This window comes from Photorhabdus machadonis, from assembly GCF_052657765.1.
Window position 1 is genome coordinate 1069722 of sequence record NZ_CP199761.1, and the last position, 24721, is coordinate 1094442.

Consider the following 24721-nt stretch of genomic DNA (forward strand, 5'->3'; position numbering starts at 1 on the left):
CCCGCGGATATGAACAGATATGAGGAAGGCTATGAACGTCATCAAAGGTATTGTTGCGGCTCCACAAGCTCGTGTGGCGATTGCCATTGCACGTTTTAACAGCTTCATTAATGATAATCTGTTAGAAGGCGCGGTAGATGCACTTGAGCGTATCGGTCAGGTTGCCTCGGAAAATATCACTGTTGTCTGGGTTCCTGGTGCATATGAATTACCGTTGACGGTAAAAACATTGGTCGAAACCCAAAAATATGACGCAGTTGTCGCGCTGGGTACCGTTATCCGTGGTGGTACCGCTCACTTTGAATACGTTGCTGGTGAATGCAGTTCCGGTTTGTCTAATGTGGCAATGACCAGTAAAATCCCAGTGGCATTTGGTGTTCTGACTACAGAAAGCATTGAACAGGCGATTGAACGTGCTGGAACCAAAGCGGGCAATAAAGGCGCAGAAGCTGCGTTAACCGCACTGGAAATGGTCAATGTAATTAACGCCATTAAAGGCTGATTTTAGTTTTAATTAAGGGGAATCTTGTGAAACCTGCTGCTCGTCGTCGTGCTCGTGAGTGTGCTGTTCAGGCTATATACTCATGGCAATTATCTGGCAATGACATTGCTGACGTTGAATTACAGTTTCTGTCGGAGCAGGACGTCGCTGGTGTTGACGTAACCTATTTTCGTGAATTGCTGTCAGGAGTCGCTGTGAACGCAGTGAAGCTGGATGCTTTGATGGCTCCTTATCTTTCCCGTCAGCTTGAAGAGTTAGGTCAGGTAGAAAAAGCCATTTTGCGTATTGCTATGTTTGAACTAAGTTATCGTGATGATGTCCCTTATAAAGTGGCTATTAACGAAGCTATCGAATTGGCAAAAGTTTTCGGTGCTGAAGATAGTCACAAATTCGTGAATGGGGTACTGGATAAATCTGGCCCAGCAGTACGCAAGAAAAGATAGTTCTCACTGCTTGACGGGTTTTTCCCACCGTAGACGATGATTTGTAAGGCCGGGATACCGGCCTTATGTTCGTAATCATCAGTAACTTTTTGGGATTCTATTATGGCATGTGGCGAATTTGACCTCATTGCGCGTTATTTTGATCGCCAGACGACTAACCGGCGTGATGTAAATCTGGGTATTGGTGATGATTGTGCGCTGATGACGCTGGCCGATAAACAGCAATTGGCTGTCAGCACGGATACCTTGGTTTCAGGCGTTCATTTCTTACCTGATATTTCTCCTGAAGATTTGGCTTATAAATCTCTGGCGGTGAATCTGAGTGATCTGGCTGCTATCGGTGCTGATCCTGCCTGGCTTTCACTTGCATTGACATTACCGGAAATAGATGAGCGTTGGCTAAGTGGTTTCAGTGATAGTTTGTTTGAACAACTGCACTATTACGGTATGCAACTTATTGGTGGTGACACCACCCGTGGCCCGATGAGCCTGACGTTGACGATTCATGGTCTGGTTCCCGTAGGTAGAGCATTGCGGCGTACCGGCGCAAAAAATGGTGATTGGATTTATGTAAGTGGTTCGTTGGGTGACAGTGCGGCGGGTTTGGCTCTGTTACAAAACCGTTTGCAAATTTTTGATCCAGTGTCCCGTGATTGGCTGATTCAACGTCATCTCAGGCCGCAACCCCGTATTTTGCTAGGGCAGGCATTGCGTGACCTGGCAACATCAGCAATTGATTTGTCTGATGGCTTGATTTCCGATCTGGGCCACATACTGAAAGCCAGCCGATGTGGAGCCAGAATAAATCTGGATGCGATCCCTTACTCTGATGCAATGAAACAATACGTTGAACCGCAACAGGCGCTTATGTGGGCTTTGAGCGGCGGGGAAGACTATGAATTATGTTTTACTGTCCCGGAAAGAAATCGTGGCGCGCTGGAAATCGCTTTGGCTCATACCGGCGCTGGTTTTAGCTGTGTCGGACAGATTATGCCGGAATCAGAAGAGATCCGTTATTACAGCAAGAATAAAGAGATTAAATTGGATCTGAAAGGGTTCGATCACTTTATTACCGAGGAAGCACATGGATGAGGCAAAACGCCGTTTACGGATGAGTAATCCCTGGCATTTATTAGCGACAGGTTTTGGTAGTGGGCTATCGCCGGTAATGCCAGGAACAATGGGATCTGCTGCTGCTATTCCATTCTGGTTATTACTGATTCAGTTTCCAGAATGGATTTGCTGGTTGGTGATTATTGCCGGAATGTTGTTCGGGATAATGATTTGCCAGCGTACTTCTGATGATATGAAAGTTCATGACCACGGCAGTATTGTCTGGGATGAATTTATCGGTATGTGGATCACATTGATGGTAATACCTGTCGTTAACTGGCAGTGGGTTTTAACGGGTTTTATTGTGTTCCGTATTTTGGATATGTGGAAACCGTGGCCGATTCGTTGGTTTGATCGTTATATTCACGGCGGATTAGGTATCATGTTAGATGATATTATCGCGGCTATATTTTCTTTCGTCATTATTTGGTTATTGGCGTTTTATCAGATTTTGACTTTCTGATATGCGGTGTGTTTGATTATTAAATAAATAGGAATTCTAACCCATCATTGGTTGAATTACCGAGGATATCCGTGGCGTTCGATCATCATGGGATATTCCGCCTCCAATTCCTGACAGAGAACCTCTCTAATTCTCAAAAAAGGAATCCCCGTCTGAGCCATCTCCACGCCTCGATCATGAATGTCTTCTTGCCCGTAGCTGAAAAACATCAGATCCCGCTCAGTGAAATACGCGTTATTCACGAGGATTCAGCCAGGCAGCACCTCGTCCACATTCTCGCCTCCGGGGAAATACCCGAAACCATCACACGGCGGATGGTGTCCAAAACCTTCGCTGACGGAAAACCACCGACATCAGATGCTGCCTACGAAGAACCGACTCAGAAACTCACTTGTGCGGCAATTACGAAGGAGTATTTTGAGAAAGCCGCTGGCGATCACAAAGGCTTAGACGCTATTCTGGAGGTGTTTTTTGAGGACTGCGCGTGGTCGAGAGCCCTGGCATATGTGCGTGGGCTTCAACTCAGCCACATGCTCGGTGTTTCAACCGCCATTCGTCTCAATCTTGTTAATGAAGAGGGATATGTGAGTAAAGGCGATTTAATTACTGTCCAGATATAGCCAAGATAATAAGAAAATAATCTTCATCTTTATTTGTTGAGGGAGAAAATTATGTACAGTTTAGCCCAGCCGATATACTTGGATAATAACGCTACAACGGCATTAGATCCCGATGTGCTTCAATCTATGATGCCCTATTTTACCAGCGCTTATGGCAACGCTTCCAGTAATAACCATGTATTTGGGTGGAAAGCGATGGAAGCTGTTGATGGTGCGCGAAAAGTGATATCGACATCGATAAATGCAGCGAGTCATTCCGATATTATATTCACGTCTGGCGCGACCGAGTCGATCAATCTTGCAATCGCGGGCCTTCAACATCTGGGTAAAAGGGGTCATGTCATCACATCGACAATTGAGCATAAGGCCGTTCTTGATTGTTGCCGTAGGCTCGAATCAATGGGAGCGGAGGTGACCTATTTACCGCCGCAAAGCGACGGTGTCGTATCCCCAGATTCAATATCTCGTGCAATGAGGGATGATACCTATCTCGTCTCGATCATGGCCGCTAACAATGAGATTGGCTCAATACAAAAAATTGAAGAAATAGGCGCGATCTGTAAGGAGCGTGACATTCCGCTTCATACAGACGCTACGCAAGCGCTCGGCAAAATAGAATTTGATGTACAGCGCATGAACATTAGCCTTGCCTCATTTTCCGCGCACAAAATATATGGACCAAAGGGGATCGGTGCACTTTATATTAATTCACGTAATAAACATATGACACTCGCCCCTATTATCGTCGGAGGGGGACATGAGCGAGGCTTACGCTCTGGAACCCTTAACGTCCCAGGGATCGTAGGTTTCGGGCGTGCCGTTGAACTATCTGTTAAAAACTTGGCCGCTGAGACGATGAGGTTACGTTATTTACGGGATTTGCTTCGGCTGTATATTACCGAGCATGTAGCTGACGTTCGGATAAACGGTCATCTCACCGAATGCCTTCCCGGTCTGTTAAATGCCTCCTTTGACGGTGTAGATGCTGACTCGCTTTTGCTGGAGCTTTCTGAGGTTGCGCTGTCCTCTGGGTCTGCATGTACATCCGCTAACAGGGCACCTTCACATGTACTGAAAGCAATAGGGGCCAGTGATGCACAGGCTCAAGCCAGCGTGCGCTTTGGACTGGGTAGATTTAACACTGAAGACGAGATACGGTATGTTTGTCTCCGTCTGGAAAAAGCGGTGAATAAACTGAGGTCGATGGCGCCAAAGTCATTCTGTACCCAATACTAATGAAGAATAATTAAGATGGAGTTTGATTCATGCGAACAATGTCGGCACTTTTTCTCCTGTTCGGAACCCTGCTCACTGCGGGGGGATATGGAGCCACCTTCCTTATTTCCGCGTATTTTCGGTCACAAGGAGGGAGTGACATTGACACCGGGACGACTCTCAGCGTGGCCTTGGTCGGCACCTTGATTGGTGTTCCTTTGGTTGGATGGTTTGCCGGGCAGTTGGAAGCATCCCGGCTTGCCGCCCTTGCGGCGCTGGCGATGTCTTGTGGCTATCTTCTTTTAGGCGGCTTCAGCGGTGAACTGGGTTATATTCCGCGTATCGCGGCGTTTTTGATTGGACTCGGGTGGGGAATGTTCTATATCAGTGGGCCCATGGCGTTGTCGGAGCGTGTCACCGATGCTGACAGGGGCCACTGGTTTACCCGCTTCAGTGCGTTTCAAATGGCTGGGATTTGCGGCAGTCCCATCCTCCTTACCGCAGCGGTTGAACAGGCGGGAGTGCCCATCCAGACAACGTTTCTCTTTGTTGGCGTCGCTGGCACTCTCGCCTCACTGCTTCTGGCGACCTTTGGTATCAAGGAGCCGCATGGTCAACGGGAATTATCACTGAGACCCTGGGTGAAAAAAATAACGAAGATCGCTACAAGTAGCGCGATCCGCCCCATTGTGATGGTAGGTCTGGGAGGCTGTGTATTCTCTGGAATGATGTCGTTCCAGAGTTCACTCGTCGAAGGGACGCGTGCAAATGCAAGTACATTCTTCGCTGTACATGCTGCGACCGTGGTTGTGTCGCGGCTTTTGTTGGCCCGACGTTTATCGACGATGTCCCGTATCCCGTTAGTCACTGCGCTGATGTTATTCTTAATCGTGGGCATTTTGGCCTTGCTAGGCATACCGGCTCATCCCGTGTTCCAGATTGCGGCGGCCATGTTAACGGGGATAGGGTATGGATTGGTGTATCCCGTCATTCAAACATGGGCAATAAACGACTCTGCTCTTGAGAATCGTCATGCGGCCCTCACTTGGTTCGTTGTCGCCTATTTTGTGGGTATCTTTGGATTTCCGGCGATAGGTGGATGGATATTAGTTGGCGCGGGCAAGGCCATGTTTATCCTTGTCCTGGCCGCAATAGCTTCTCTTGAACTTGTAATGGCGTTATTGGGAGGGCGGTGGTTTTGTCGTATTAAGGACAGGCTGACGGTACCGAATAAAGCATGTTAACGGTCTCTTGATAATGCATTCGACAGACGCTCATTGGATAGGCGGCAGCGATAGGAACGTTGCCCGCCTGAGATTAAAAAATCCCTAGCAGAGTTATTGTTGAGGCTATGAATGAGGCGAAAAGCGCAATGAATGCGCGTTTTAACAATGCTGATGATTAGTTGATACTTTTGTCCACTAATTGTATTTAATTAGGTGATTGGGACAGTAACACTGCCCAATCACAATTTACATACAACTTCGGATAGTAATATGAATATTTGGCTTAATAGTGTTTTAAATAAAGACTTCATTGATAATATATTCGATGCTAACAGTAAGTTATATAGTAAGTCATCATTATTACATTTCCAATTTAACTCTCAACAGGTTGAACAATATTTAATTTCACACGAAGGAGAACTTCACAAATATGTAATGATATATGATCAAACAGAAAATTATCATGTCCATGCAAATACAAAGTTTTCCCAAAAATCTCAGGTTGATACTATACGAGAACGTTTTCAATATGATGCAACCCTAAAAATTGAACAATTAGAACGACGGCAACAAGAAATCAGCGCCATTTGTTGCAAGTTAGAAACTTTTTTTGGTGGGACAACTTTTGTAAAAGTTTTTTGGACGCCAGCAAATAAAAAAGGATTAAAAGTACATTTTGATCCTGTTTCTGCTTTTATCATCCAACTAGAAGGTGAAAAGAAATGGTTTCTTTGGGATAAATTAGAACATAACCCTACACAACAAATGTCAAAAGTTCTTGATGAAGAAACAATTGGATCACCAAGAGAAGAATTACTTCTAAAGGCAGGTGATGTTTTATACATTCCTGCTGGAATGCCACATCGTGCAGAATGTACTGATACTTCATCTCTTCATATAACAATAGGGCTATCTGTATGTAAAGTTTTTGATTTACTACATTTCGCAGTTGAACAACTCTCTCATAAAAATGCTATCTTTCGCCATTCAATTACTCCTGATTTGCCAAACTGTGAGTTTATAAAAGCTCAGTTAGATACAGCAATAAATCAATTAAATAACGTGAATGCTGAACAACTTATAAAATCTTATACGTTGGCAGTGAATGCTTCTCGACCAAATATTCACAATCCATTGCTTTTGTGATACAACAGTGAATGTATTTATAAGCACTCAAGAGAGTCAACCTAGTCCGCTACATTATGACTATCACGATCTTGTTAATATACAGCTTCTAGGTGAAAAAAACTGGCAAATTTTTAGTGTTGCAAATGATGTAACATATCCTCTAACCGGTTACAAAATAACAGAGAATACGGCTAAAAAAAGTATATTTAATGGGAGAGTTAAAGTAGGTACTTTATTTACTATACCGAAAGGTTCAGCTCATATAGTAAGTACTGCAAGTGATATTTCTATTCATATTGCAATAGGATTGAGATACAAATCAGTTGCTGATTTGATTTTGCGATTACTTAGCCATAAACTTGCTGATTATAAGGAGCCTATTTTATCAATTTTAGATAAATTACCACAAGAAATAGATATAATAAAATTGTTAGATCTTTCACTTTCTGAAATTAATGATGATAATTTAATTAATCAGGTATTATCACTACAAAGATTACTACCATTATCTTCTATCAAAGAGTCAGAAAAAATAAATAGACTAATATTTGATCGCGGTGTATTCTGTTTCCAGAAAAAAGGAGATTTCCTTAATATTAAGCTACCACTGATTTTGAATCGGACAGTGACGATAGAAGAAAATATTTTTAACGCTGGCTTATTAAGGATTCCCATTGAGCTTGAAAATATAATAAAGGGTATTTTTGAATACGGAGAAATAAATAGAGACAGTATTCTTAAAGAATTTGATGATGAATCTGCATCAGAAATTATGAATATTCTATATAAAACAGGTCTCGCATCAAATTCCACTTCAAGAGATTAACTAAATAATTACATAAGTGTTTTTTATGAATATAAAGCTTAAAAATATTCTTTTCGGGTATTGCACATCTTCATTAGGTTCATGGATTGATTTTATTACAATTCTAACTTTATCTGCTTACCAATTCAATGCATCTCCATATGAAATGGCGGTAATCAGTGCCTTAAGTTTACTTCCGGGGATCATTCTTACAAAAAATCTTGGACAGTTGTTGGAGTCAGGATCAGTTATATTGATTTTGATACTATCTTTACTCTTAAGAATAGGAGCAACGGTTGGGATAATTTTATCCCAATCAATAGAGATTTTTATTATATTCGTAGCTTTGCGTTCAGTATTTAACAGTGTTATGCAACCAGCTATCAATGTACTGAGTATCCAAATGTTAAAAGGAGAAAACGCAACAAAATTTTATTCACTCATGAATATGATCAATAATATTTCGAAATTGATAGTTCCTATATTAGGGGCTGTATCAAGCTCAGTTATAGGCGAAAGAGCTATTTTATTAGTTTCGATTGGTTTTACTTCTATATCACTATTATCTTTCTTATTACATCATAAAAACAGTGAAATCAGTATTGACAAAAAAATGCAGGAAAAATACCTCCAGGAGGAAATTTATCAAAAAAGAAGCCTAACACCATGCTGCCTTTACTCTGGTGTGTTGCAACTTATTTTTTCTTTGTTTTTATGTTGAATAATCAAATGGCTATTATACTTATGTATCTGCAATTTGATAAATCAGCATTAGGGATGTTGATGTCTTGTTCTGCTGCTGGAAATATCTTATCGGGAATAATGACTGCCAAGTTTAGTATAAAGTACCCAATTACAGGAAAGTTATCTGAGTTAATGATACCTGGTGCAAGTACTGCCGTAGGTTTTGGATTAATCGGTATTACTTTAAATCTACCACAAAGTTTCTCACTTTACATATTACTATTAGTTTTCTTTAGTGTTGGAATTTTTAGTGCTCGCTTTGCCATAGCTAGTAATGTTTTTGTTAGCTTAAATTACTCCCAATTTTCTGGTATCGCTTCTGTGCGATTACAATCGATACAAAATATAAGTATACTTATTGCCCCTTCAGCTGGTGCATATATACTCAGTATTGCAGGTGCCAAGACACTATTCTTTATATCAAGTATTTTGGGTTTAGTTTCATTTTTATTTTTATATACCCAAGAAACTTCAAGATGCAGTTTTTAGCACCTGAAAATGGTCATTAATTCTAGACATCAGCGAGTCCGCTATATCCGGTAGCGTTGTGGTGAAAAATTTGAAGACTTTGTCTCGAAATTCATGTTTATCAGCGAAATAACGGTTATTTCGAACATGTTCATTCATGACCTTCCATAATCGCTCTATCGGGTTTAAATTTGGGCTATAGGGAGGAAGATAATGTAACTCAATATTGCTAACATAAGCCCACTCCTTCACAAGATGAGCTTTGTTGTAACCCGCCCCATCCACAATAAGATGAATTTTTTGATGATAGTCAGGATAAGACTTCCTTATTTCGTTGAAAAAACAGCAAATGTTGTAGTCATTGATGGTTTGATATTCCTGGAACACCGTACGACCAATGGCATTCAGGTTGAGCGCGCCCAATATATTCAGGCGAGTTCGGCTTCCTGTTGTCTTGACGGTTTTTTTCTCGCCTTTTCGCATCCAGCCATAACCGAGTTTGGTGCCTTGAGTCGGGTGAACAGCGTCAAGAAAAAGGATGGGTTCATCTTTCGCTGTGATTTTAAGATTTTCATAATATTCAATAAATTGTATCTGTTTTTCTGCCTCGAATTTATGAGGGACACCACAAGGTTTTTTATAAGAAAAACCCTGACGGTGTAGCCATTTATTCATGCCGGGAATGCTAAAGGTAATATTCCAGAGCTGAGCAACATAGGCCACGATTTCATGGGTGTGATGGAAAAGATGTTGAGATAAGTGGTTGATTAAAAAATCAGTTTGCTCTCGAGAAAGCAAACTATCAGACCCCCCATTATCAGATTTAAGTTTACCTTGATTAAGATAATCACTGATATGGCGGTCAACAGTGGTCTGATGGAGTCGCAATGCCTGGGCTATCATCACAGAACTCCACCCTTCAGAAGCCAGAAGGATCGCTTTTATTCTGTCTCGTACTTGGCCATCACGAGTGGTGTCGTGAAGACGTTCAAGTTTGATTTTTTGTTCTGATGTAATAAATATTTTCATAGCGAGGATAATGATCTCCATTTCGGATAAAATCAAGCATCTTCAATGATTACGGGTATATCTTTATTGTTATTGGATAAAAATAGTTAGTGTTTTTAAAAAGATAGTAGGGAATGTTTTTAGATAAATATCGCGGTGTTGCATAATAAATGCAACATAATAACGATAAAAATAATCCAGCTCGTATTTTATTAAATCATTTGTTTGTGGATTTTTTATAAATTATCATTTAACTGGTTGATAAAAAATTTAATCTACAGTTGAAAAGGTTATTAAAATAGGTTGATTTTTTAAATATATTATCTTGCTAACCTATTTTATATTCTTATTTGCCTCTTTTACGGGGTACATAAGCATTAATAAAGCCAATTCTTTTTCTCATTTTCCACTGATAATTTTGTTATGGGCAGGCTTTAAATTGTTATTAAAAGTCACTATTTTAGCTCCAGGGTTTAATCGGTATAAAGTTTTAATCGTTGTTTTCACCACTTTGATTGTCTGATTTTATTAAGTTTAATCATCATAGGATGCTGTATTTTACGTTTAATCAATGTTAATCATATCCGATTTATCTTTGATGATATAAAAATATCCTTCTATGATTTTTCAGATAACCTTATCTTTTTTCAAAGTTTAAATCTTGCCAAATTAATCGTTCTATCCCTTTTTTGTTGCATTATTTTTTATGGTTTCTTCGCAAAATAACATTGAGAAAACACAATAAATATCAGTTTTTTCGGATAATTTTTTTCCTGATGTTTTCTCTTTTAAGAAAAATTTAACAGTGATAGTCGAAATGCTAAAAGTCAGTAAGCTGAAGGATAATAGGATAAATATCCTATTATCCCTATACACTCAGGAAAATAGCCTTTTATTGATGCTATTTTGAATACCTGCGGCATCAAGCCCTAATTCCGCTCTCATTTCTTCCTGACTACCTTGTGGCACAAATTGGTCAGGCAAGCCAATATTTAGAATTTGCACCAAGCGACCTTCCTGCATTAGTAGTTCATTAACGCCACTTCCGGCACCGCCCATAATGGCATTTTCTTCCAGTGTGACCAATAAATCATGGTCATCGGCCATTTCTAATATTAATTCTTTATCCAGTGGTTTGACAAAACGCATATCAATAACGGTCGCATCCAGCGATTCTGCTGCTGTTATTGCATCAGGTAACAGAGTACCAAAGTTCAGGATCGCTACCTTCTTACCCTGACGGCGAATAACACCTTTACCAATTGGCAATTGTTCAAATGGTTGACGTTCTGCGCCAATTCCTGCTCCTCGTGGATAGCGCACTGCTACCGGGCCTTGCTGGTAATGATAACCGGTATGCAGCATTTGGCGGCATTCGTTCTCATCACTCGGTGCCATAATCACCATGTTGGGAATGCAACGAAGGAATGAGAGATCAAAGGCGCCTTGATGTGTCTGACCATCTGCGCCAACGATGCCACCGCGATCTATTGCAAACAGCACAGGCAGATTCTGGATTGCGACATCATGAATAACCTGGTCATAAGCACGTTGCAGGAATGTTGAGTAGATAGCGACAATTGGCTTATAGCCACCAATTGCCAGACCAGCGGCAAAAGTCACGGCATGTTGTTCTGCGATAGCGACATCAAAGTATTGATCTGGATATTCGCGGGAGAATCGCACCATACCGGAACCTTCACGCATAGCCGGAGTGATCGCCATCAGTTTCTTATCGTTAGCGGCTTCTTCACATAGCCAGTCTCCAAATATTTTGGAGAACGTCGGGCGGTTGTCTGAACTCTTGGGTAATGTACCGCTAGCCGGATCAAATTTAGGCACAGCATGCCAACTGATGGGATCTTTTTCGGCTGGCGCATAGCCACGGCCTTTTTTGGTCATGACATGCAGAAGTTGTGGCCCTTTCAGCTCGCGCATGTTTTTCAGCGTCTGAGTTAACGTCAGCACATCATGTCCGTCAATCGGTCCTATGTAGTTAAAGCCCAATTCTTCAAACATCGTGCCGGGAATGACCATCCCTTTGATATGTTCTTCGGTTTTTTTCAGTAATTCTTTAATGGGTGGTAGGTTAGAAAAGACTTTTTTTCCACCTTCTCGCAGAGTGGTATAAAGCTTACCCGAAAGAAGTTGAGCCAGATGGTTATTTAACGCTCCGACGTTCTCTGAGATAGACATTTCGTTGTCATTAAGAATGACTAGCATATCCGGGTCGATATCCCCCGCGTGGTTCATCGCTTCAAAGGCCATACCCGCCGTTATCGCGCCGTCACCAATCACACAGACTGTGCGGCGGCCTTTGCCTTCGTGCTGAGCGGCGATTGCCATACCTAACCCTGCACTGATAGAGGTAGATGAGTGCCCGACACACAAGGTGTCGTATTCACTTTCATCCCGCCAAGGGAAGGCATGAAGCCCATTTTTCTGACGAATAGTATCAATACGATCCCGGCGTCCTGTCAGGATCTTGTGCGGATAAGCCTGATGACCAACATCCCATACTAGTTTATCGAAAGGTGTTTTATAGACATAATGCAATGCCACAGTCAGCTCAACGGTACCAAGACCGGAGGCAAAATGACCACTGGAGCGACTGACACTGTTTAGCAAGAATTGCCGAAGTTCATCACATAACTTCGGCAAGCTCTCTTTTGGCAACATACGAAGTTCTTCAGGATTTTCCGCTAATGCCAATGTTGGGTATTTGGCTATATCAATGCTCATTTGATGCTCGTTAAGAAGTGTTTATTAATAGAGCTGCTGGAGGTCAAATTTACCAACAGACCTTAGAGCCCATCCCATTAGGCTATTTTATGTAATGATAATGCCTATTGGGATAGGCAATTAGTTGTTACGTTCAATGATAAAGCTGGCAAGTGCGCGCAGCATTGTTGTGTTATAGGATTTTTCTTCCAGTTTATTCAATGCTTCTAGCGCTTCTTGATACAGCTCGTGCGCTTTTTTCTGTGCTTGTTCTAATCCCAGTAATGCCGGGTAGGTACTTTTTCTTAATTGCTGGTCACTGCCTTGACGTTTTCCGATCATTTCGGTATCGCCAATGACATCAAGAATATCGTCATGAACCTGGAAAGCGAGGCCAATAGCCTGGGCATACTGATCCAATTCAGGTAAGGCGTTATGTCCACTCTGGCCTGCGCCATAGGCTCCCATTCTGACAGCGCAACGGATAAGAGCACCTGTTTTGTGGCGATGAATTTGTTCTAGTGCATGAAGATCAATGTGTTTGCCTTCCGCTGCCAAGTCTAGGGCTTGGCCGCCACACATACCGGCGATACCACTGGCTGTTGCCAGCTCAGAAAGCATTTCAAGGCGATCAGCCGTTGTCACATCTGGCATGTCTCTTTTAGATAAGATTTCAAATGCCAGAGACTGTAATGCATCTCCCGCCAAAATAGCGTGAGCTTCACCAAATTTGATGTGGCAAGTTGGTTGCCCACGGCGTAAATCATCGTTATCCATTGCGGGTAAATCGTCATGAATTAATGAAAAAGCATGAATACATTCAACCGCTGCGGCTGGTGCATCCAGATTATTGGTAGATAATCCGAACATGTTACCTGTGGCATAAACTAAAAATGGACGCAGACGTTTGCCACCAAGTAAAGCGCCATGCTGCATTGCCTGAACCAGTAGTCTATCTGCAAATGTCAATGAAGATAATGTGCTTGTCAGAACGTTATTGACGCGTTGTTGACAGGTTTTAAGCTGTTCTTTGAATTGAATTGGGTTTTGTTCAGACATAGGCTCACTCAGTATCCGGGGAGAAGTTATTTAGCGGAGATTGGGCGTCATCGTTAAGAAGAATTTGCACCCGCTGTTCTGCTTGTTGCAAAGTCTGTTGCCCTTGACGGGCTAATTGAATACCACGCTCAAACTCGTTCAAGGCTTCTTCCAGTGACAGTTCACCGGATTCCAGACGGACGACAATGCGCTCCAACTCTTTTAATGAGCTTTCAAATGTCATTGCTGGTGTGGTTTCTGGTGTACTGCTTGGGCTTTCTGATGTTGCGTTTTTCTTTGGCATAATCTTTTTACTATTTAGAGTTCGCCTGAGGGTTGCAGACTATCCTATTATGCTGGTGCAAACAAATCCTTAACTGGTTTTGTATTTTTTGCGCGCTATGTCTGAGATAGTGCTATACTCCGCAGCCTGATTTGACTACCAGATCATGATGTCAGTTTCATTTACCAAAACTCCTAACGACTACTATAACTCACTATGAAGTTTATTATTAAATTATTCCCAGAAATCACGATTAAGAGCCAAACTGTCCGTTTGCGCTTTATTAAAATTCTTGCCAGTAATATTCGCAATGTGCTCAAAACCTTGGGAGATAATATTGCCGTAGTTCGCCATTGGGATAATATCGAAGTTCGTACTAAAGATGAAAACCTTGGCGCTCAAATTTGTGATGTGCTGACACGTATCCCCGGTATCCACCATATTCTGCAAGTAGAGGAACGTGAATTTCGTGATATGCATCATATCTTTGAACAAGCTTATGAGGCTTATGGCGAATTGCTCCACAACAAAACATTTTGTGTACGGGTTAAACGCCGTGGTAAACATGCGTTTACTTCTAATGAAGTAGAGCGCTATGTCGGTGGTGGTTTAAACCAGCACATTGAATCTGCGAAAGTAAAACTGACTCATCCTGATGTTACCGTTAATCTGGAAATTGAGCAGGATACACTGATTCTGGTGAAAGCCCGTTATGAAGGCATTGGCGGTTTTCCTATCGGAACGCAGGAAGATGTGCTGTCTCTGATTTCCGGTGGTTTTGATTCTGGTGTTTCCAGCTATATGTTGATGCGCCGTGGCTGCCGTGTTCATTATTGTTTCTTCAATCTTGGTGGTTCTGTTCATGAAATTGGTGTAAAGCAGGTTGCTCATTATCTTTGGAACCGCTTTGGCCGTTCCCATAAAGTCCGTTTCGTTGCCGTGGATTTTGAACCTGTTGTTGCTGAAATTCTGGAAAAAGTTGATGACGGCCAAATGGGTGTGGTGCTTAAACGAATGATGGTAAGGGCGGCATCTAAAGTTGCAGAACGCTATGGCGTACAGGCTATTGTGACCGGTGAGGCATTGGGACAGGTTTCCAGCCAGACGCTGACCAATCTGCGTCTGATTGATAATGCATCGGATACTTTGATTCTGCGGCCGCTGATTTCTCATGATAAAGAGCACATTATCAAACTGGCACGTGAAATTGGCACGGAAGATTTTGCTCGTACTATGCCTGAGTTTTGTGGCGTTATTTCAAAAAGTCCGACTGTAAAAGCGGTTAAAGCCAAAATTGAAGCAGAAGAGGCTAATTTCGATTTTGATATTCTGGAAAAAGTCGTCAGTGAAGCTCAGAATATTGATATCCGCCAGATCGCAGAACAAAGCAGTGAGCAAGTCGCCGAAGTTGAAACAGTCACTGAATTCGCGCCAACTGATGTATTGCTGGATATTCGTTCACCTGATGAACAAGATGCTCGGCCATTACAGATGAATAGCGTGGAGATCAAATCACTGCCGTTCTATAAATTAAGCAGCCAGTTTGGTGACTTACCTAAAGAGAAAACGTATCTGCTCTATTGTGAACGCGGAGTGATGAGCCGTTTGCAGGCACTTTATTTGTGTGAGCAGGGGTTTGATAATGTGAAAGTTTATCGGCCTTAATTACGATACTTAGAGGCTTCCCATCAGGGGAGCCTCAATGATGAGTCTGAAGCAGGGCGCTTTTGTTTACGTTTTCACTACCATGAACCAGGCAAATGAGTGCTGAATGGTTCATAATCACTTTCCTTACATTTTATCAGGTTATATATACGGGTATTCTCAGGAGCAGGTAGGCCATGAGTACGGGCCCGGCGCAATAGATATCCAGTGATATAGTCAATTTCAGTGTGACGTTTTGCGCGGATATCTTGCAACATTGAAGAGTAGTTTTTTGCTGTGTGCTCAATAACATCGTAGATATAGGCAGTTAGGTTACTGATGGAAGTATGTATATTTTCTCGTTCCATAACCTGAATGATTTCTTCACACAAAACATTTAATTGTTCCGGGTAGCGAAGCAAATCTCCATTCCGGCATTCATAAATCGCAGTAAGTGGGTTTATGACACAGTTAGCTGCGAGTTTTAGCCAACTAATAGAGAGAATTTCATTATGCCATGCAACGTCCGGTAAAGCCTGATGCAGAATATCGGCCAGAGAGCTAAGTGCAGTTGCATTTGATGTTGCAGAGCCAATATGTGTTAGTCCAGAAGCTGTATGATAAACCTGTTGGTTATTCTGATATGCGCCGTGAGTTGTGATGCCAAGGAGTATTGGATTAGGCGCAGATAACAATTCTTCTTGGGAACCCATACCATTGTGTAGTAATAAGATTGGGCAATCAGATGAAAGTTTGGGCAGTAGATTATTAACTGCATCAGATAATTGCCAGGCTTTCAGGCAGACAATCAGTAATTCGCTGTTGGCAAGGTGGTCATTGTCATTAGTTGGGATCGGCTGGTCAAATGCCTCTCCATTAATTTCGTCAATATGAACAGGTAAATCAGGCTGGGGGATCTTTAGCCAACCTTGTACCTGGTGTTTTCGTTGTGATAATGCTGCCAGCCACAGTTTTCCTATAGCGCCACAGCCAAGAACGGTTATCTTCATAATATACCCTCGTTGCAAGACGCTGTAATATTGAATGGAAATAGCAAGATCCCGCTAATCTGAGTATAGAGCTTTTGCTGATAATGGAAAGCGGTTATCATGCCAACTTATTGATTATCAGGAGGTCACGGATAATGCCATCTTTCGATATTGTCTCAGAAATTGATATACATGAAGTTCGCAATGCGGTAGAAAACGCACAGCGTGAGCTTGCTACACGCTGGGATTTCCGTAATGTCAGTGCCAGTTTTGAATTAAATGAAAAAAGTGAATCTATCAAGATTGCCAGTGAGTCAGATTTTCAGGTAAATCAGTTGGTTGATATTATACGTGAAAAACTGTCTAAACGTGGTATTGATGGAGCTGCACTAAATATCCCTGATGATATGTTGCACAGTGGTAAAACTTATAGCGTTGAAGCGACTTTGAAACAGGGGATTGATACCCCTACAGCGAAAAAGATCGTGAAGCTGATTAAGGATAGTAAATTGAAAGTGCAGGCTCAGATTCAGGGTGAGCAGGTGCGGGTAACCGGTAAAGCGCGTGATGATTTGCAGAGTGTTATGGCATTGGTTCGTGGAGCAGAATTAGGACAGCCATTCCAGTTTACTAATTTCCGGGATTGATTTTTTTCGTATTGGCTAACTAGCTTCGCTTAATGCATTAACATATCTGGTCTAATGTGGGGTGGGATATTCCTGAGTGGGAATCCCATCCCCAGTTTCCCTTCAATATCTAACCGGAATGAGAGGTTTTTGTTAGCGAAAGCCGCTGAAGTTATGCTATCAATTGCTCAAGTTGTGCTCTGCTCGTCTGCTTAATATCTACTTTTATGTAAGCGCTAGACTCTTCTGGCACAATAACAACTTCGCGAACACCGGGTTGAACAAGAATTTTTTGTTCCAGCAATGTCTTATTTACGATATTTTCTGGCAGCGAAATTCTGATACTACTGACATAAGGGGGCTGTTTCATTGTCGTGCTGATAATAAACCAAATAATTGTCAGAGCGATACCTGCCATAAATACCAGCGATGCTCCCTTTAATTCATATAACCAGCCACCAAGGCTACCACCCAAAGCTACACCTAAAAACTGGCTGGTGGAGTAGATTCCCATTGCTGTACCTTTATAACCCGCCGGCGCTTCTTTGCTGATAAGTGATGGCAGAATAGCTTCCATTATATTGAAAGCAATAAAGAAAATTTGTATGCCAACAAAGATTGTCCACAAATGGTGCCCCGCTGACCACAATACAATTTCGGCGATAAATAGCAGTGTGATACACAATAGAAACACTTGTTTCATGCGGCGCTTTTTTTCTGCATAGATAATGAAAGGCAAAACAGATAAGAATGAAATCAGCATGGTGATCAGATAAACCTTCCAATGCTGTTGGGCTGGGAATCCAGCTTGTTGCATAACCAGAGGCAGGGCGATAAAGCTTGCCATGAGCAAAGCGTGCAAACTGAGAATGCCAAAGTTAAGTTTTAGCAGTTGGCTATCAGTTAAAACTTTATGGAAACTGTGACGAACAATGTCTGATTCACGGTTAAGAACGTGTTTATCTGTGGAAGGAACAGCAAATAATGTTATCAGAATGCCACAACCGGCTAGAACGGTAATGCCCCAAAACAGGCCATTTAAGCCAATGGCATGAGTAAGAATTGGGCCAAGTACAATTGCTATGGCGAAAGTGACTCCAAAGCTAATGCCAATAAATGCCATTGCCTTAGTTCGGTTTTGTTCGCGGGTCAAATCAGAAAGTAGAGCCATAATTGCGGCGGATATAGCCCCGGTGCCTTGGATCGCTCGTCCAACGATTATGCCCCAGATAGAATCACTGAGAGCAGCCGTGATACTGCCAAGAACGAAGAGTAGTAGTCCACCAACAATTAAGGGCTTACGGCCAATTTTGTCAGAAAGCAAGCCAAAAGGGATCTGGAAAATTGCCTGCGTTAAACCATAAATGCCAATAGCGATGCCAATAAGTGCTTCGGTAGAACCTTTTAGATCAAGACCATAGGTTGTTAAGACAGGCAGGACCATGAACATGCCCAGCATACGCAAAGAAAAAACTGAACCTAAGCCCCATGTCGCCCTAAGCTCAAGTGGCGTCATTTTATTATCGTTCATGGTTACCTCGAAATATTTAGATGTGCCATTGTAGATAGGTTTCTGATAAGCGGTAAATAGTTAATTGAATTAATAATATTGAAGTATAAGGGGAGAGGGGGAGGATATGAAAAGGAAACTGATGGCAGAGGCGTATGCCACTACCATCAGGGAGAATTACCGGATGTAAGTTAGAAAGGTTTCTGAGGATACATTTGGGTCAACAGACATCATGACGCTCAGGGAAGTGATTGCCACAATGGAAAATACAAATAACTTACGGGCCCAAACGCGGTCATTAGCCGTTTTATAACCGGATAATGCCATTCCCAGCCACCAGATGCTGACTGCTGCTGCAACAATCAGATATTTGTAACCAGCGTAACCGCTGATTGTCAACATGAGAGTTGCAATCATAAATGCCAGGATATAAAGGATAATATGGTTTTTCGCCACAGATATGCCTTTAATCACGGGTAGTACAGGGATGTTCGCTGCTTGATAATCCTTGAAACGGAAGATAGCAATGGCATAGGAGTGCGGCATTTGCCACAAACTGAAAATCAGTAACAGGATCAACGCGCCCATGTCAAACTGACCAGTTACCGCACAATAACCGATAACCGGAGGTGCAGCGCCGGACAAACTGCCGATCAACGTGCCATAGACAGATTTCCTTTTCATGTAGAGGCTGTAAACCCCTACATATACGACAAAACCGATAATCGCTAATTGCATTGCTAAGGCATTGGCTGCTACATAGAGCAGCACCATGCCAGCAATACCCAGAATTGATGCATAAATCAGGCTGATTTTCGGATCAATAAGCCCTTTTACAAGGACGCGGTTTTTTGTTCTTTCCATGATCCGATCGATGTCACGGTCAATGTAATTGTTAAATACACAACCAGAAGCCACGACTAATGAGACGCCGAGCAGAGTCGAGAGGAACAAAGGGTAATCAATCACCCCTTTCGAGGCGAGTAGAAAACCACCGATCACAGAAATTAAATTGCCGAAAATAATTCCTGGTTTAGTTACTTGCAGGTATTGCTTAATCATAATATGCAGCTCTTTAATCAACCATCATATTAATGTTGAGGTTGTACATGATCCATAGCGAGCCAACAACAACAATACCGATAATCAAAATAGTGAACAGCAATGCTACTAAATTCCAGCGCTCTTCTGATGAAGTGTTCATGTGCAGGAAGTAGATAAAATGAACAAGAATCTGCACAACAGCCAGACCGACTACCGTTGTCAGGATAGTGGCATGGGAGGCGGAACCATCCATTACCATCCAGAACGGAATCACTGTTAGGATGACGGAAAGAACAAAGCCGATAATATAAGATTTCAGGCTACCGTGGCTAGCTCCAGTATGAGCTGTATTTGAATGACTCATTACATAGCTCCTAACAGATAAACAACGGTAAAGACACAGATCCACACCACATCAAGGAAGTGCCAGAATAAGCTCAGGCAGTTCAGCCGGGTTTTATTAACATCGGTTAAGCCGCGGCGTGTTACCTGAATTATCATGATGATAATCCAGACCAGACCACAGGTAACGTGGATACCGTGAGTGGCGACCAGTGCGAAGAATCCAGACATGAACGCACTGCGGTCAGGGCCGTAGCCGTCTGCAATCAGATGATGGAATTCATACAGTTCCATTGCCACGAAGCCAAGGCCGAACAGGAAAGTCATACCGAGCCAAGCGTTAACCTGGCCGATTTTGCCTTTGTTCATACCCAGCATGGCAAAGCCATAAGTGATACTACTGAATAACAGCAGGAAAGTTTCAACCAGTACAAAAGAGAGGTCGAAAATTTCTTTCCCAGATTTGCCGCCTGCGGTTCCGTTAACCAGCACTGCATAAGTCGCAAACAGACATGCGAACAAAATACAGTCACTCATCAAGTAGATCCAGAAACCGAATACCTTAGTGGCTCCCGCATCGTGGTGCCCATGATCTTCATGGGCATGATTATGGTTAGTCATAGTTTCAGTTGACATGGTTCAGACCTGCCTTGCTAATTTGTTCATGGTGTTGATTCTCAATTTGCTCAACTTCAGCAACGGGTACGTAGTAATCAACATCGTCATCAAAGCTTTTCGCAATCCAAGTGATAATCATGCCGGCGAAGCCTGCGATAGCCAGCCACCAGATATGCCAAATCATAGCGAAACCAAAAAGCAAGCTGAAGCCAGCAATAATCACACCTGCACCGGCATTTTTAGGCATATGAATTTCTTCATATTTAGCAGGACGCTTATAAGCTGTGCCTTTTTCTTTCATATCCCACCATGCATCACGGGTTTGAACATGTGGAACGTCAGCAAAGTTATAGAATGGCGGTGGAGAAGATGTTGCCCACTCCAGAGTACGTCCGCCCCAAGGGTCGCCAGTCAGGTCACGGTTTTGGTCACGGTCACGGATACTGACGTAGAATTGAATGACTTGACACAGGATACCAACGGCAATCAGAGCAACACCGATCGCGGAGACAACCAGCAAGGTGTGGAATTCAGGGTTGATATCCTGGCTGATACGACGGGTCATACCCATGAAGCCGAGTGCGTAAACTGGCATAAAGGCGATGAAGAAGCCAATGAGCCAGAACCAGAATGCGCGGACACCCCATTTTTCATTTAGTGTGAAACCAAATGCTTTCGGGAACCAGTAAGCAGTACCCGCGAAACAACCGAAGACAACACCGCCGATGATAACGTTATGGAAGTGTGCGATCAGGAATAGACTGTTATGCAGAACGAAGTTTGCACCCGGAACCGCCAGCAGAACCCCAGTCATACCACCGATCGAGAAGGTGACAATAAAGCCAACAGTCCACAACATCGGGGTTTTATACTCAATACGGCCCTGATACATCGTGAACAGCCAGTTGAAGATCTTAACTCCCGTTGGAATCGAGATAATCATGGTGGCTATACCGAAGAAAGCATTAACGTTCGCGCCGGAACCCATTGTAAAGAAGTGGTGTAGCCATACGATGAACGACAACACGGTGATGGCAATGGTTGCCCATACCAGAGAGGTATAGCCAAACAGTCGTTTTTTCGAGAACGTCGCAGTAACTTCAGAGAAGACACCAAAGACCGGCAGTACCAGAATATAAACCTCAGGGTGACCCCAGGCCCATATCAGGTTGATGTACATCATCATGTTGCCGCCCATATCATTGGTAAAGAAATGGGTGCCCATGTAGCGGTCGAAAGTCAGCAGGGCAATGGTAACAGTCAGTATCGGGAATGCTGCGATGATCAGTACGTTAGTACACAGTGCTGCCCAAGAGAATACAGGCATTTTCATCATTGACATGCCGGGGGCACGCATACGCAGGATCGTGGCAAAGAAGTTAACGCCTGTCAGTAACGTACCGATACCAGATATCTGGAGACTCCATATCCAGTAATCGACCCCAACGCCAGGGTTATACTCTATACCTGACAGTGGAGGGTAGGCTAACCAGCCAGTTTGAGCGAATTCACCCACACCCAGCGAGATGTTAATCAGCGCGACACCAACGACGAAGAACCAGAAACTCAGTGAGTTCAGGAATGGAAACGCAACGTCACGGGCACCGATCTGTAGTGGAACCACGATGTTCATCAGGCCGACAACGAAAGGTGTTGCCATGAAGAAAATCATGATGACGCCGTGGGCGGTAAAGATCTGGTCATAGTGATGTGGCGGCAGGAAACCTCCTGCGTCAGCGGAGGCGACAGCCTGCTGACCACGCATCATGATGGCATCGGCAAAGCCACGGAGCATCATGACCAGTGCCACGACGATGTACATAATACCGATTTTTTTGTGGTCAACGCTGGTTAACCACTCGCTCCACAGCCATTTCCATTTTCGGAAATAGGTCAGGGCTCCAACAACTGCGAGCCCTCCGAAGAGAATCCCTGCAAGAGTGACCATGATAATGGGCTCATGCAATGGGATTGCATCAAGTGTTAATTTTCCCAACATTACTTTATTCCTCAACTCCGGCATGAGCAGTTTCACTCATGTTCATGTTATGACCTGTTGTTGCACCGTGGCCGCCATGCATATTCATGTCGCCCATAAATTTGGCAATAATGTCTTGATACAGGTTAGGCTTAACGCTTGAGAAGTATTCAACCGGATGGTTCTGGCTTTGTTTGGCTAACTCATCAAATGCCTGCATGGTATCCAGGGTTTTGGGAGAGGCTTTTACTTTTTGGACCCATTGTTCAAAACCTTCACGATCTGCGGTAGCTGTGGCAGTAAATTTCATGCCGGAGAAGCCGTGCCCGCTGTAGCTGCTGGACAAACCTTTATAAGTGCCAGGTTCATTGGCAATTAAGTGAAGTTTCGTCTGCATACCTGCCATTGCGTAAATTTGACCACCTAACTGCGGGATGAAGAATGAGTTCATCACAGAATCAGAGGTGATTTTGAAGTTAACAGGAACACCAGTAGGGAAGGCAATTTCGTTAACTGTAGCGATACCTTGCTCCGGGTAAACGAATAGCCATTTCCAGTCAAGAGAAATTACTTCAATAGTCACTGGTTTTTCGTCGCTGACCAGTGGCTTATATGGATCAAGCTCGTGGGTTGTTTTCCAAGTAATAGTTGCCAAAATGATAATGATAATGATAGGAACCGTCCACACTACCAGCTCAATTTTATTTGAGTGTGCCCAGTTAGGGCGATAGGTAGCGTTTTTGTTGGCTTCGCGGTAACGCACGGCAAAGGTAAATGCCATGATGATTACCGGAATAACAATGATAAGCATCAGGCCAATAGCTGTGAGTATTAGCGTTTTTTGTTCAGCGCCGATAGCGCCTTTAGGATTCATCAGTACCATATCACAACCATTCAACATAAGAATGGCTGCCAGTAATGACAATATCCCAATACTTTTATTGTATTTCATAAGTCTAACGACTCCAAATAACAAAAGCTCTATTGTCGTTTCATCAGTGTGGGCATTCTACGGTAAGGCCACAGGAGTGTAAACATTTGTAATAGTTAGTTGATAGGTTGTTGACCCTTTATGTTAGTGGGATCACATGTAAATGGAAGATGCAGCAAGAGCTAGCTTGAAAAGGTTATTTAAGCTTAACGAGGTGTGACTGAAATGTGATGGAAATATTAATTTATATTAAAATATTTCTATATTTTTCAGCGGAAGGAAAAATATAAAAATTTACTTTAAAGATTTCTATGACGGCAATTTTATTTAAGAATTAAATTAACTGGAGCTACCCCAGAAGTAGCTCACAGTTAACATCAATAATTAGAAATTATATTTGATGGTGTAGACAATCCCATCCTGCCAGAACCCTTCACCTAATTTATGATCGGCATATCGATATTGAACGCCGGTTGTGAAAGAGGGGTGAGGTGTCCACCACAATGCCACTGCACCGTTAACACCGTCCCGTCCGCCATTGCCATAGCGCTCATTCCGGTTAAGTTCTATTTCATTCCAGTTAGTTATACTGAATTTTTCTTGCCAGAGCTGAAAATCATAACCTGCCACCCAGCCGACAACATAGCCGTTATTACCAGAGTAGAAAGTTTGATCAACATAATGTAATGCAACGAATGGTTTGAACCAGACACCGGCGATGTCAGTGTTGTAACCAATACCATACAGGGTATTTACCTCATGGAAATTTCCACCATGTGCTTTTCCTGGGAGGGAATAAGTACCGTAAACATGACCGTAAAGATTGAAACCAGTATCAGCTAGATAGAAGCGGCCGGTTGTTTTAAAGGTATATCTTTGGTTATCCCCTGGTTGAGCATGCTTACTGTTGAAAGCATTTTCCAGATCAAAGAACCCATATAATTCACCCCAGTCAAATCCGGTTCCGCCTTCCAGTTCCACATAGGCAAAGTCGTCTTTATGAGAGGTTTGCCCTGATTTATGCGTGGTGTGGCTGGTCCAGTCGAGGTAGTTCATGCTGATATTAGCAAAGCCCCCTTGATATTCAGCATAAGCTGGAACTGAGACAGTAGTAAATAAGGCAGTAGCCAGAATTGTTTTTCTCATAAATTTCTCTAACGCATCCATGAAAAGAGGTTTTTAAGTTTTAACGCTATATAGTAAGCCTTAAAATGGTAGTCTGATTTTACGTGGATATGAATATTGAACAATCCAATAATGAC

At 42.7% G+C, this 24721-nt stretch carries 25 protein-coding genes; 13 read left to right on the forward strand and 12 right to left on the reverse strand.

The window, feature by feature from the left end; all coding sequences use genetic code 11:
• The first annotated feature begins 31 nt into the window (after positions 1 to 31).
• The 11 genes from ribH (at position 32) to ACUN2T_RS05165 (ending at position 8748) form a co-directional block, all read left to right on the forward strand.
• Positions 32 to 502, forward strand: coding sequence for a 6,7-dimethyl-8-ribityllumazine synthase (gene ribH / locus ACUN2T_RS05115; protein ID WP_445496543.1), 471 nt, complete (start codon positions 32 to 34; stop codon positions 500 to 502).
• A gap of 26 nt (positions 503 to 528) precedes the next feature.
• On the forward strand, positions 529 to 945 hold the full coding sequence (gene nusB / locus ACUN2T_RS05120) for a transcription antitermination factor NusB (protein WP_445496544.1): 417 nt from the start codon (positions 529 to 531) through the stop codon (positions 943 to 945).
• Between the two features lie 102 nt (positions 946 to 1047).
• On the forward strand, positions 1048 to 2037 hold the full coding sequence (gene thiL, locus ACUN2T_RS05125; RefSeq protein WP_445496545.1) for a thiamine-phosphate kinase: 990 nt from the start codon (positions 1048 to 1050) through the stop codon (positions 2035 to 2037).
• The gene (pgpA, locus tag ACUN2T_RS05130) at positions 2030 to 2521 is read left to right on the forward strand and encodes a phosphatidylglycerophosphatase A (RefSeq protein WP_445496546.1); all 492 of its coding nucleotides are present in this window, start codon (positions 2030 to 2032) and stop codon (positions 2519 to 2521) included. Before thiL ends, pgpA begins: the two co-directional genes overlap by 8 nt.
• A gap of 23 nt (positions 2522 to 2544) precedes the next feature.
• Positions 2545 to 3141: a hypothetical protein gene (locus ACUN2T_RS05135; RefSeq protein ID WP_445497806.1), complete on the forward strand. Its 597-nt coding sequence runs from the start codon at positions 2545 to 2547 to the stop codon at positions 3139 to 3141.
• A 51-nt stretch (positions 3142 to 3192) separates the two neighbouring features.
• Positions 3193 to 4377, forward strand: a complete 1185-nt coding sequence (locus tag ACUN2T_RS05140; protein ID WP_445496547.1) for a cysteine desulfurase family protein — start codon at positions 3193 to 3195, stop codon at positions 4375 to 4377.
• Between the two features lie 29 nt (positions 4378 to 4406).
• Positions 4407 to 5600, forward strand: coding sequence for an MFS transporter (locus tag ACUN2T_RS05145; RefSeq protein WP_445496549.1), 1194 nt, complete (start codon positions 4407 to 4409; stop codon positions 5598 to 5600).
• 252 nt (positions 5601 to 5852) lie between these two features.
• On the forward strand, positions 5853 to 6728 hold the full coding sequence (locus tag ACUN2T_RS05150; protein WP_445496550.1) for a JmjC domain-containing protein: 876 nt from the start codon (positions 5853 to 5855) through the stop codon (positions 6726 to 6728).
• 7 nt (positions 6729 to 6735) lie between these two features.
• The gene (locus tag ACUN2T_RS05155; protein ID WP_445496551.1) at positions 6736 to 7536 is read left to right on the forward strand and encodes a JmjC domain-containing protein; all 801 of its coding nucleotides are present in this window, start codon (positions 6736 to 6738) and stop codon (positions 7534 to 7536) included.
• Positions 7537 to 7561: 25 nt separating this feature from the next.
• Positions 7562 to 8236: an MFS transporter gene (locus ACUN2T_RS05160; RefSeq protein ID WP_445496552.1), complete on the forward strand. Its 675-nt coding sequence runs from the start codon at positions 7562 to 7564 to the stop codon at positions 8234 to 8236.
• 8 nt (positions 8237 to 8244) lie between these two features.
• Complete coding sequence (locus ACUN2T_RS05165) at positions 8245 to 8748, forward strand: MFS transporter (RefSeq protein ID WP_445496554.1); 504 nt, start codon at positions 8245 to 8247, stop codon at positions 8746 to 8748.
• Here ACUN2T_RS05165 and ACUN2T_RS05170 read toward each other — a convergent pair.
• From ACUN2T_RS05170 to xseB, 4 genes are all read right to left on the reverse strand, one after another.
• Positions 8731 to 9756 carry an IS630-like element ISPlu3 family transposase gene (locus tag ACUN2T_RS05170; protein ID WP_445493927.1) on the reverse strand — a complete coding sequence of 342 codons (1026 nt, stop codon included), beginning with the start codon at positions 9754 to 9756 and terminating at the stop codon, positions 8731 to 8733. The two genes, ACUN2T_RS05165 and ACUN2T_RS05170, sit on opposite strands and share 18 nt — an antisense overlap.
• A gap of 855 nt (positions 9757 to 10611) precedes the next feature.
• Positions 10612 to 12477: a 1-deoxy-D-xylulose-5-phosphate synthase gene (gene dxs / locus ACUN2T_RS05175; RefSeq protein ID WP_445496556.1), complete on the reverse strand. Its 1866-nt coding sequence runs from the start codon at positions 12475 to 12477 to the stop codon at positions 10612 to 10614.
• 120 nt (positions 12478 to 12597) lie between these two features.
• Positions 12598 to 13515 carry a (2E,6E)-farnesyl diphosphate synthase gene (gene ispA / locus ACUN2T_RS05180; protein WP_445496557.1) on the reverse strand — a complete coding sequence of 306 codons (918 nt, stop codon included), beginning with the start codon at positions 13513 to 13515 and terminating at the stop codon, positions 12598 to 12600.
• A gap of 4 nt (positions 13516 to 13519) precedes the next feature.
• Positions 13520 to 13798, reverse strand: coding sequence for an exodeoxyribonuclease VII small subunit (gene xseB, locus ACUN2T_RS05185; protein WP_445496558.1), 279 nt, complete (start codon positions 13796 to 13798; stop codon positions 13520 to 13522).
• Positions 13799 to 13993: 195 nt separating this feature from the next.
• Between xseB and thiI the strand changes: the two genes are divergently transcribed.
• Positions 13994 to 15442 (forward strand): tRNA uracil 4-sulfurtransferase ThiI, encoded by a 1449-nt coding sequence (thiI, locus tag ACUN2T_RS05190; RefSeq protein WP_445496559.1) that lies wholly within the window; start codon positions 13994 to 13996, stop codon positions 15440 to 15442.
• A gap of 77 nt (positions 15443 to 15519) precedes the next feature.
• Here thiI and panE read toward each other — a convergent pair whose 3' ends face one another.
• Positions 15520 to 16431, reverse strand: a complete 912-nt coding sequence (gene panE, locus ACUN2T_RS05195; protein WP_445496560.1) for a 2-dehydropantoate 2-reductase — start codon at positions 16429 to 16431, stop codon at positions 15520 to 15522.
• A 134-nt stretch (positions 16432 to 16565) separates the two neighbouring features.
• Here panE and ACUN2T_RS05200 point away from each other — a divergent pair, with 134 nt between their 5' ends.
• Positions 16566 to 17057 (forward strand): YajQ family cyclic di-GMP-binding protein, encoded by a 492-nt coding sequence (locus ACUN2T_RS05200; protein ID WP_445496562.1) that lies wholly within the window; start codon positions 16566 to 16568, stop codon positions 17055 to 17057.
• A gap of 151 nt (positions 17058 to 17208) precedes the next feature.
• Here the strand turns inward: ACUN2T_RS05200 and ACUN2T_RS05205 are convergent, their stop codons facing one another.
• From ACUN2T_RS05205 to ACUN2T_RS05235, 7 genes are all read right to left on the reverse strand, one after another.
• Positions 17209 to 18567: an MFS transporter gene (locus tag ACUN2T_RS05205; protein WP_445496564.1), complete on the reverse strand. Its 1359-nt coding sequence runs from the start codon at positions 18565 to 18567 to the stop codon at positions 17209 to 17211.
• A gap of 156 nt (positions 18568 to 18723) precedes the next feature.
• Positions 18724 to 19608, reverse strand: coding sequence for a heme o synthase (gene cyoE, locus ACUN2T_RS05210; RefSeq protein ID WP_445496565.1), 885 nt, complete (start codon positions 19606 to 19608; stop codon positions 18724 to 18726).
• A gap of 13 nt (positions 19609 to 19621) precedes the next feature.
• Entirely contained in the window at positions 19622 to 19954 is a 333-nt protein-coding gene (locus ACUN2T_RS05215) for a cytochrome o ubiquinol oxidase subunit IV (RefSeq protein WP_036842421.1), read from the reverse strand.
• A complete protein-coding gene (locus tag ACUN2T_RS05220; RefSeq protein WP_036836957.1) occupies positions 19954 to 20568 on the reverse strand; it encodes a cytochrome o ubiquinol oxidase subunit III in 615 nt (204 codons plus the stop codon). Before ACUN2T_RS05220 ends, ACUN2T_RS05215 begins: the two co-directional genes overlap by 1 nt.
• Positions 20558 to 22549: a cytochrome o ubiquinol oxidase subunit I gene (gene cyoB, locus ACUN2T_RS05225; protein ID WP_445496566.1), complete on the reverse strand. Its 1992-nt coding sequence runs from the start codon at positions 22547 to 22549 to the stop codon at positions 20558 to 20560. The genes ACUN2T_RS05220 and cyoB overlap by 11 nt, the downstream gene beginning before the upstream one ends.
• A gap of 4 nt (positions 22550 to 22553) precedes the next feature.
• Complete coding sequence (gene cyoA / locus ACUN2T_RS05230; RefSeq protein ID WP_445496567.1) at positions 22554 to 23480, reverse strand: cytochrome o ubiquinol oxidase subunit II; 927 nt, start codon at positions 23478 to 23480, stop codon at positions 22554 to 22556.
• Positions 23481 to 23843: 363 nt separating this feature from the next.
• Positions 23844 to 24605: a nucleoside-specific channel-forming Tsx family protein gene (locus ACUN2T_RS05235; RefSeq protein WP_445496569.1), complete on the reverse strand. Its 762-nt coding sequence runs from the start codon at positions 24603 to 24605 to the stop codon at positions 23844 to 23846.
• Between the last annotated feature and the right edge of the window lie 116 nt (positions 24606 to 24721).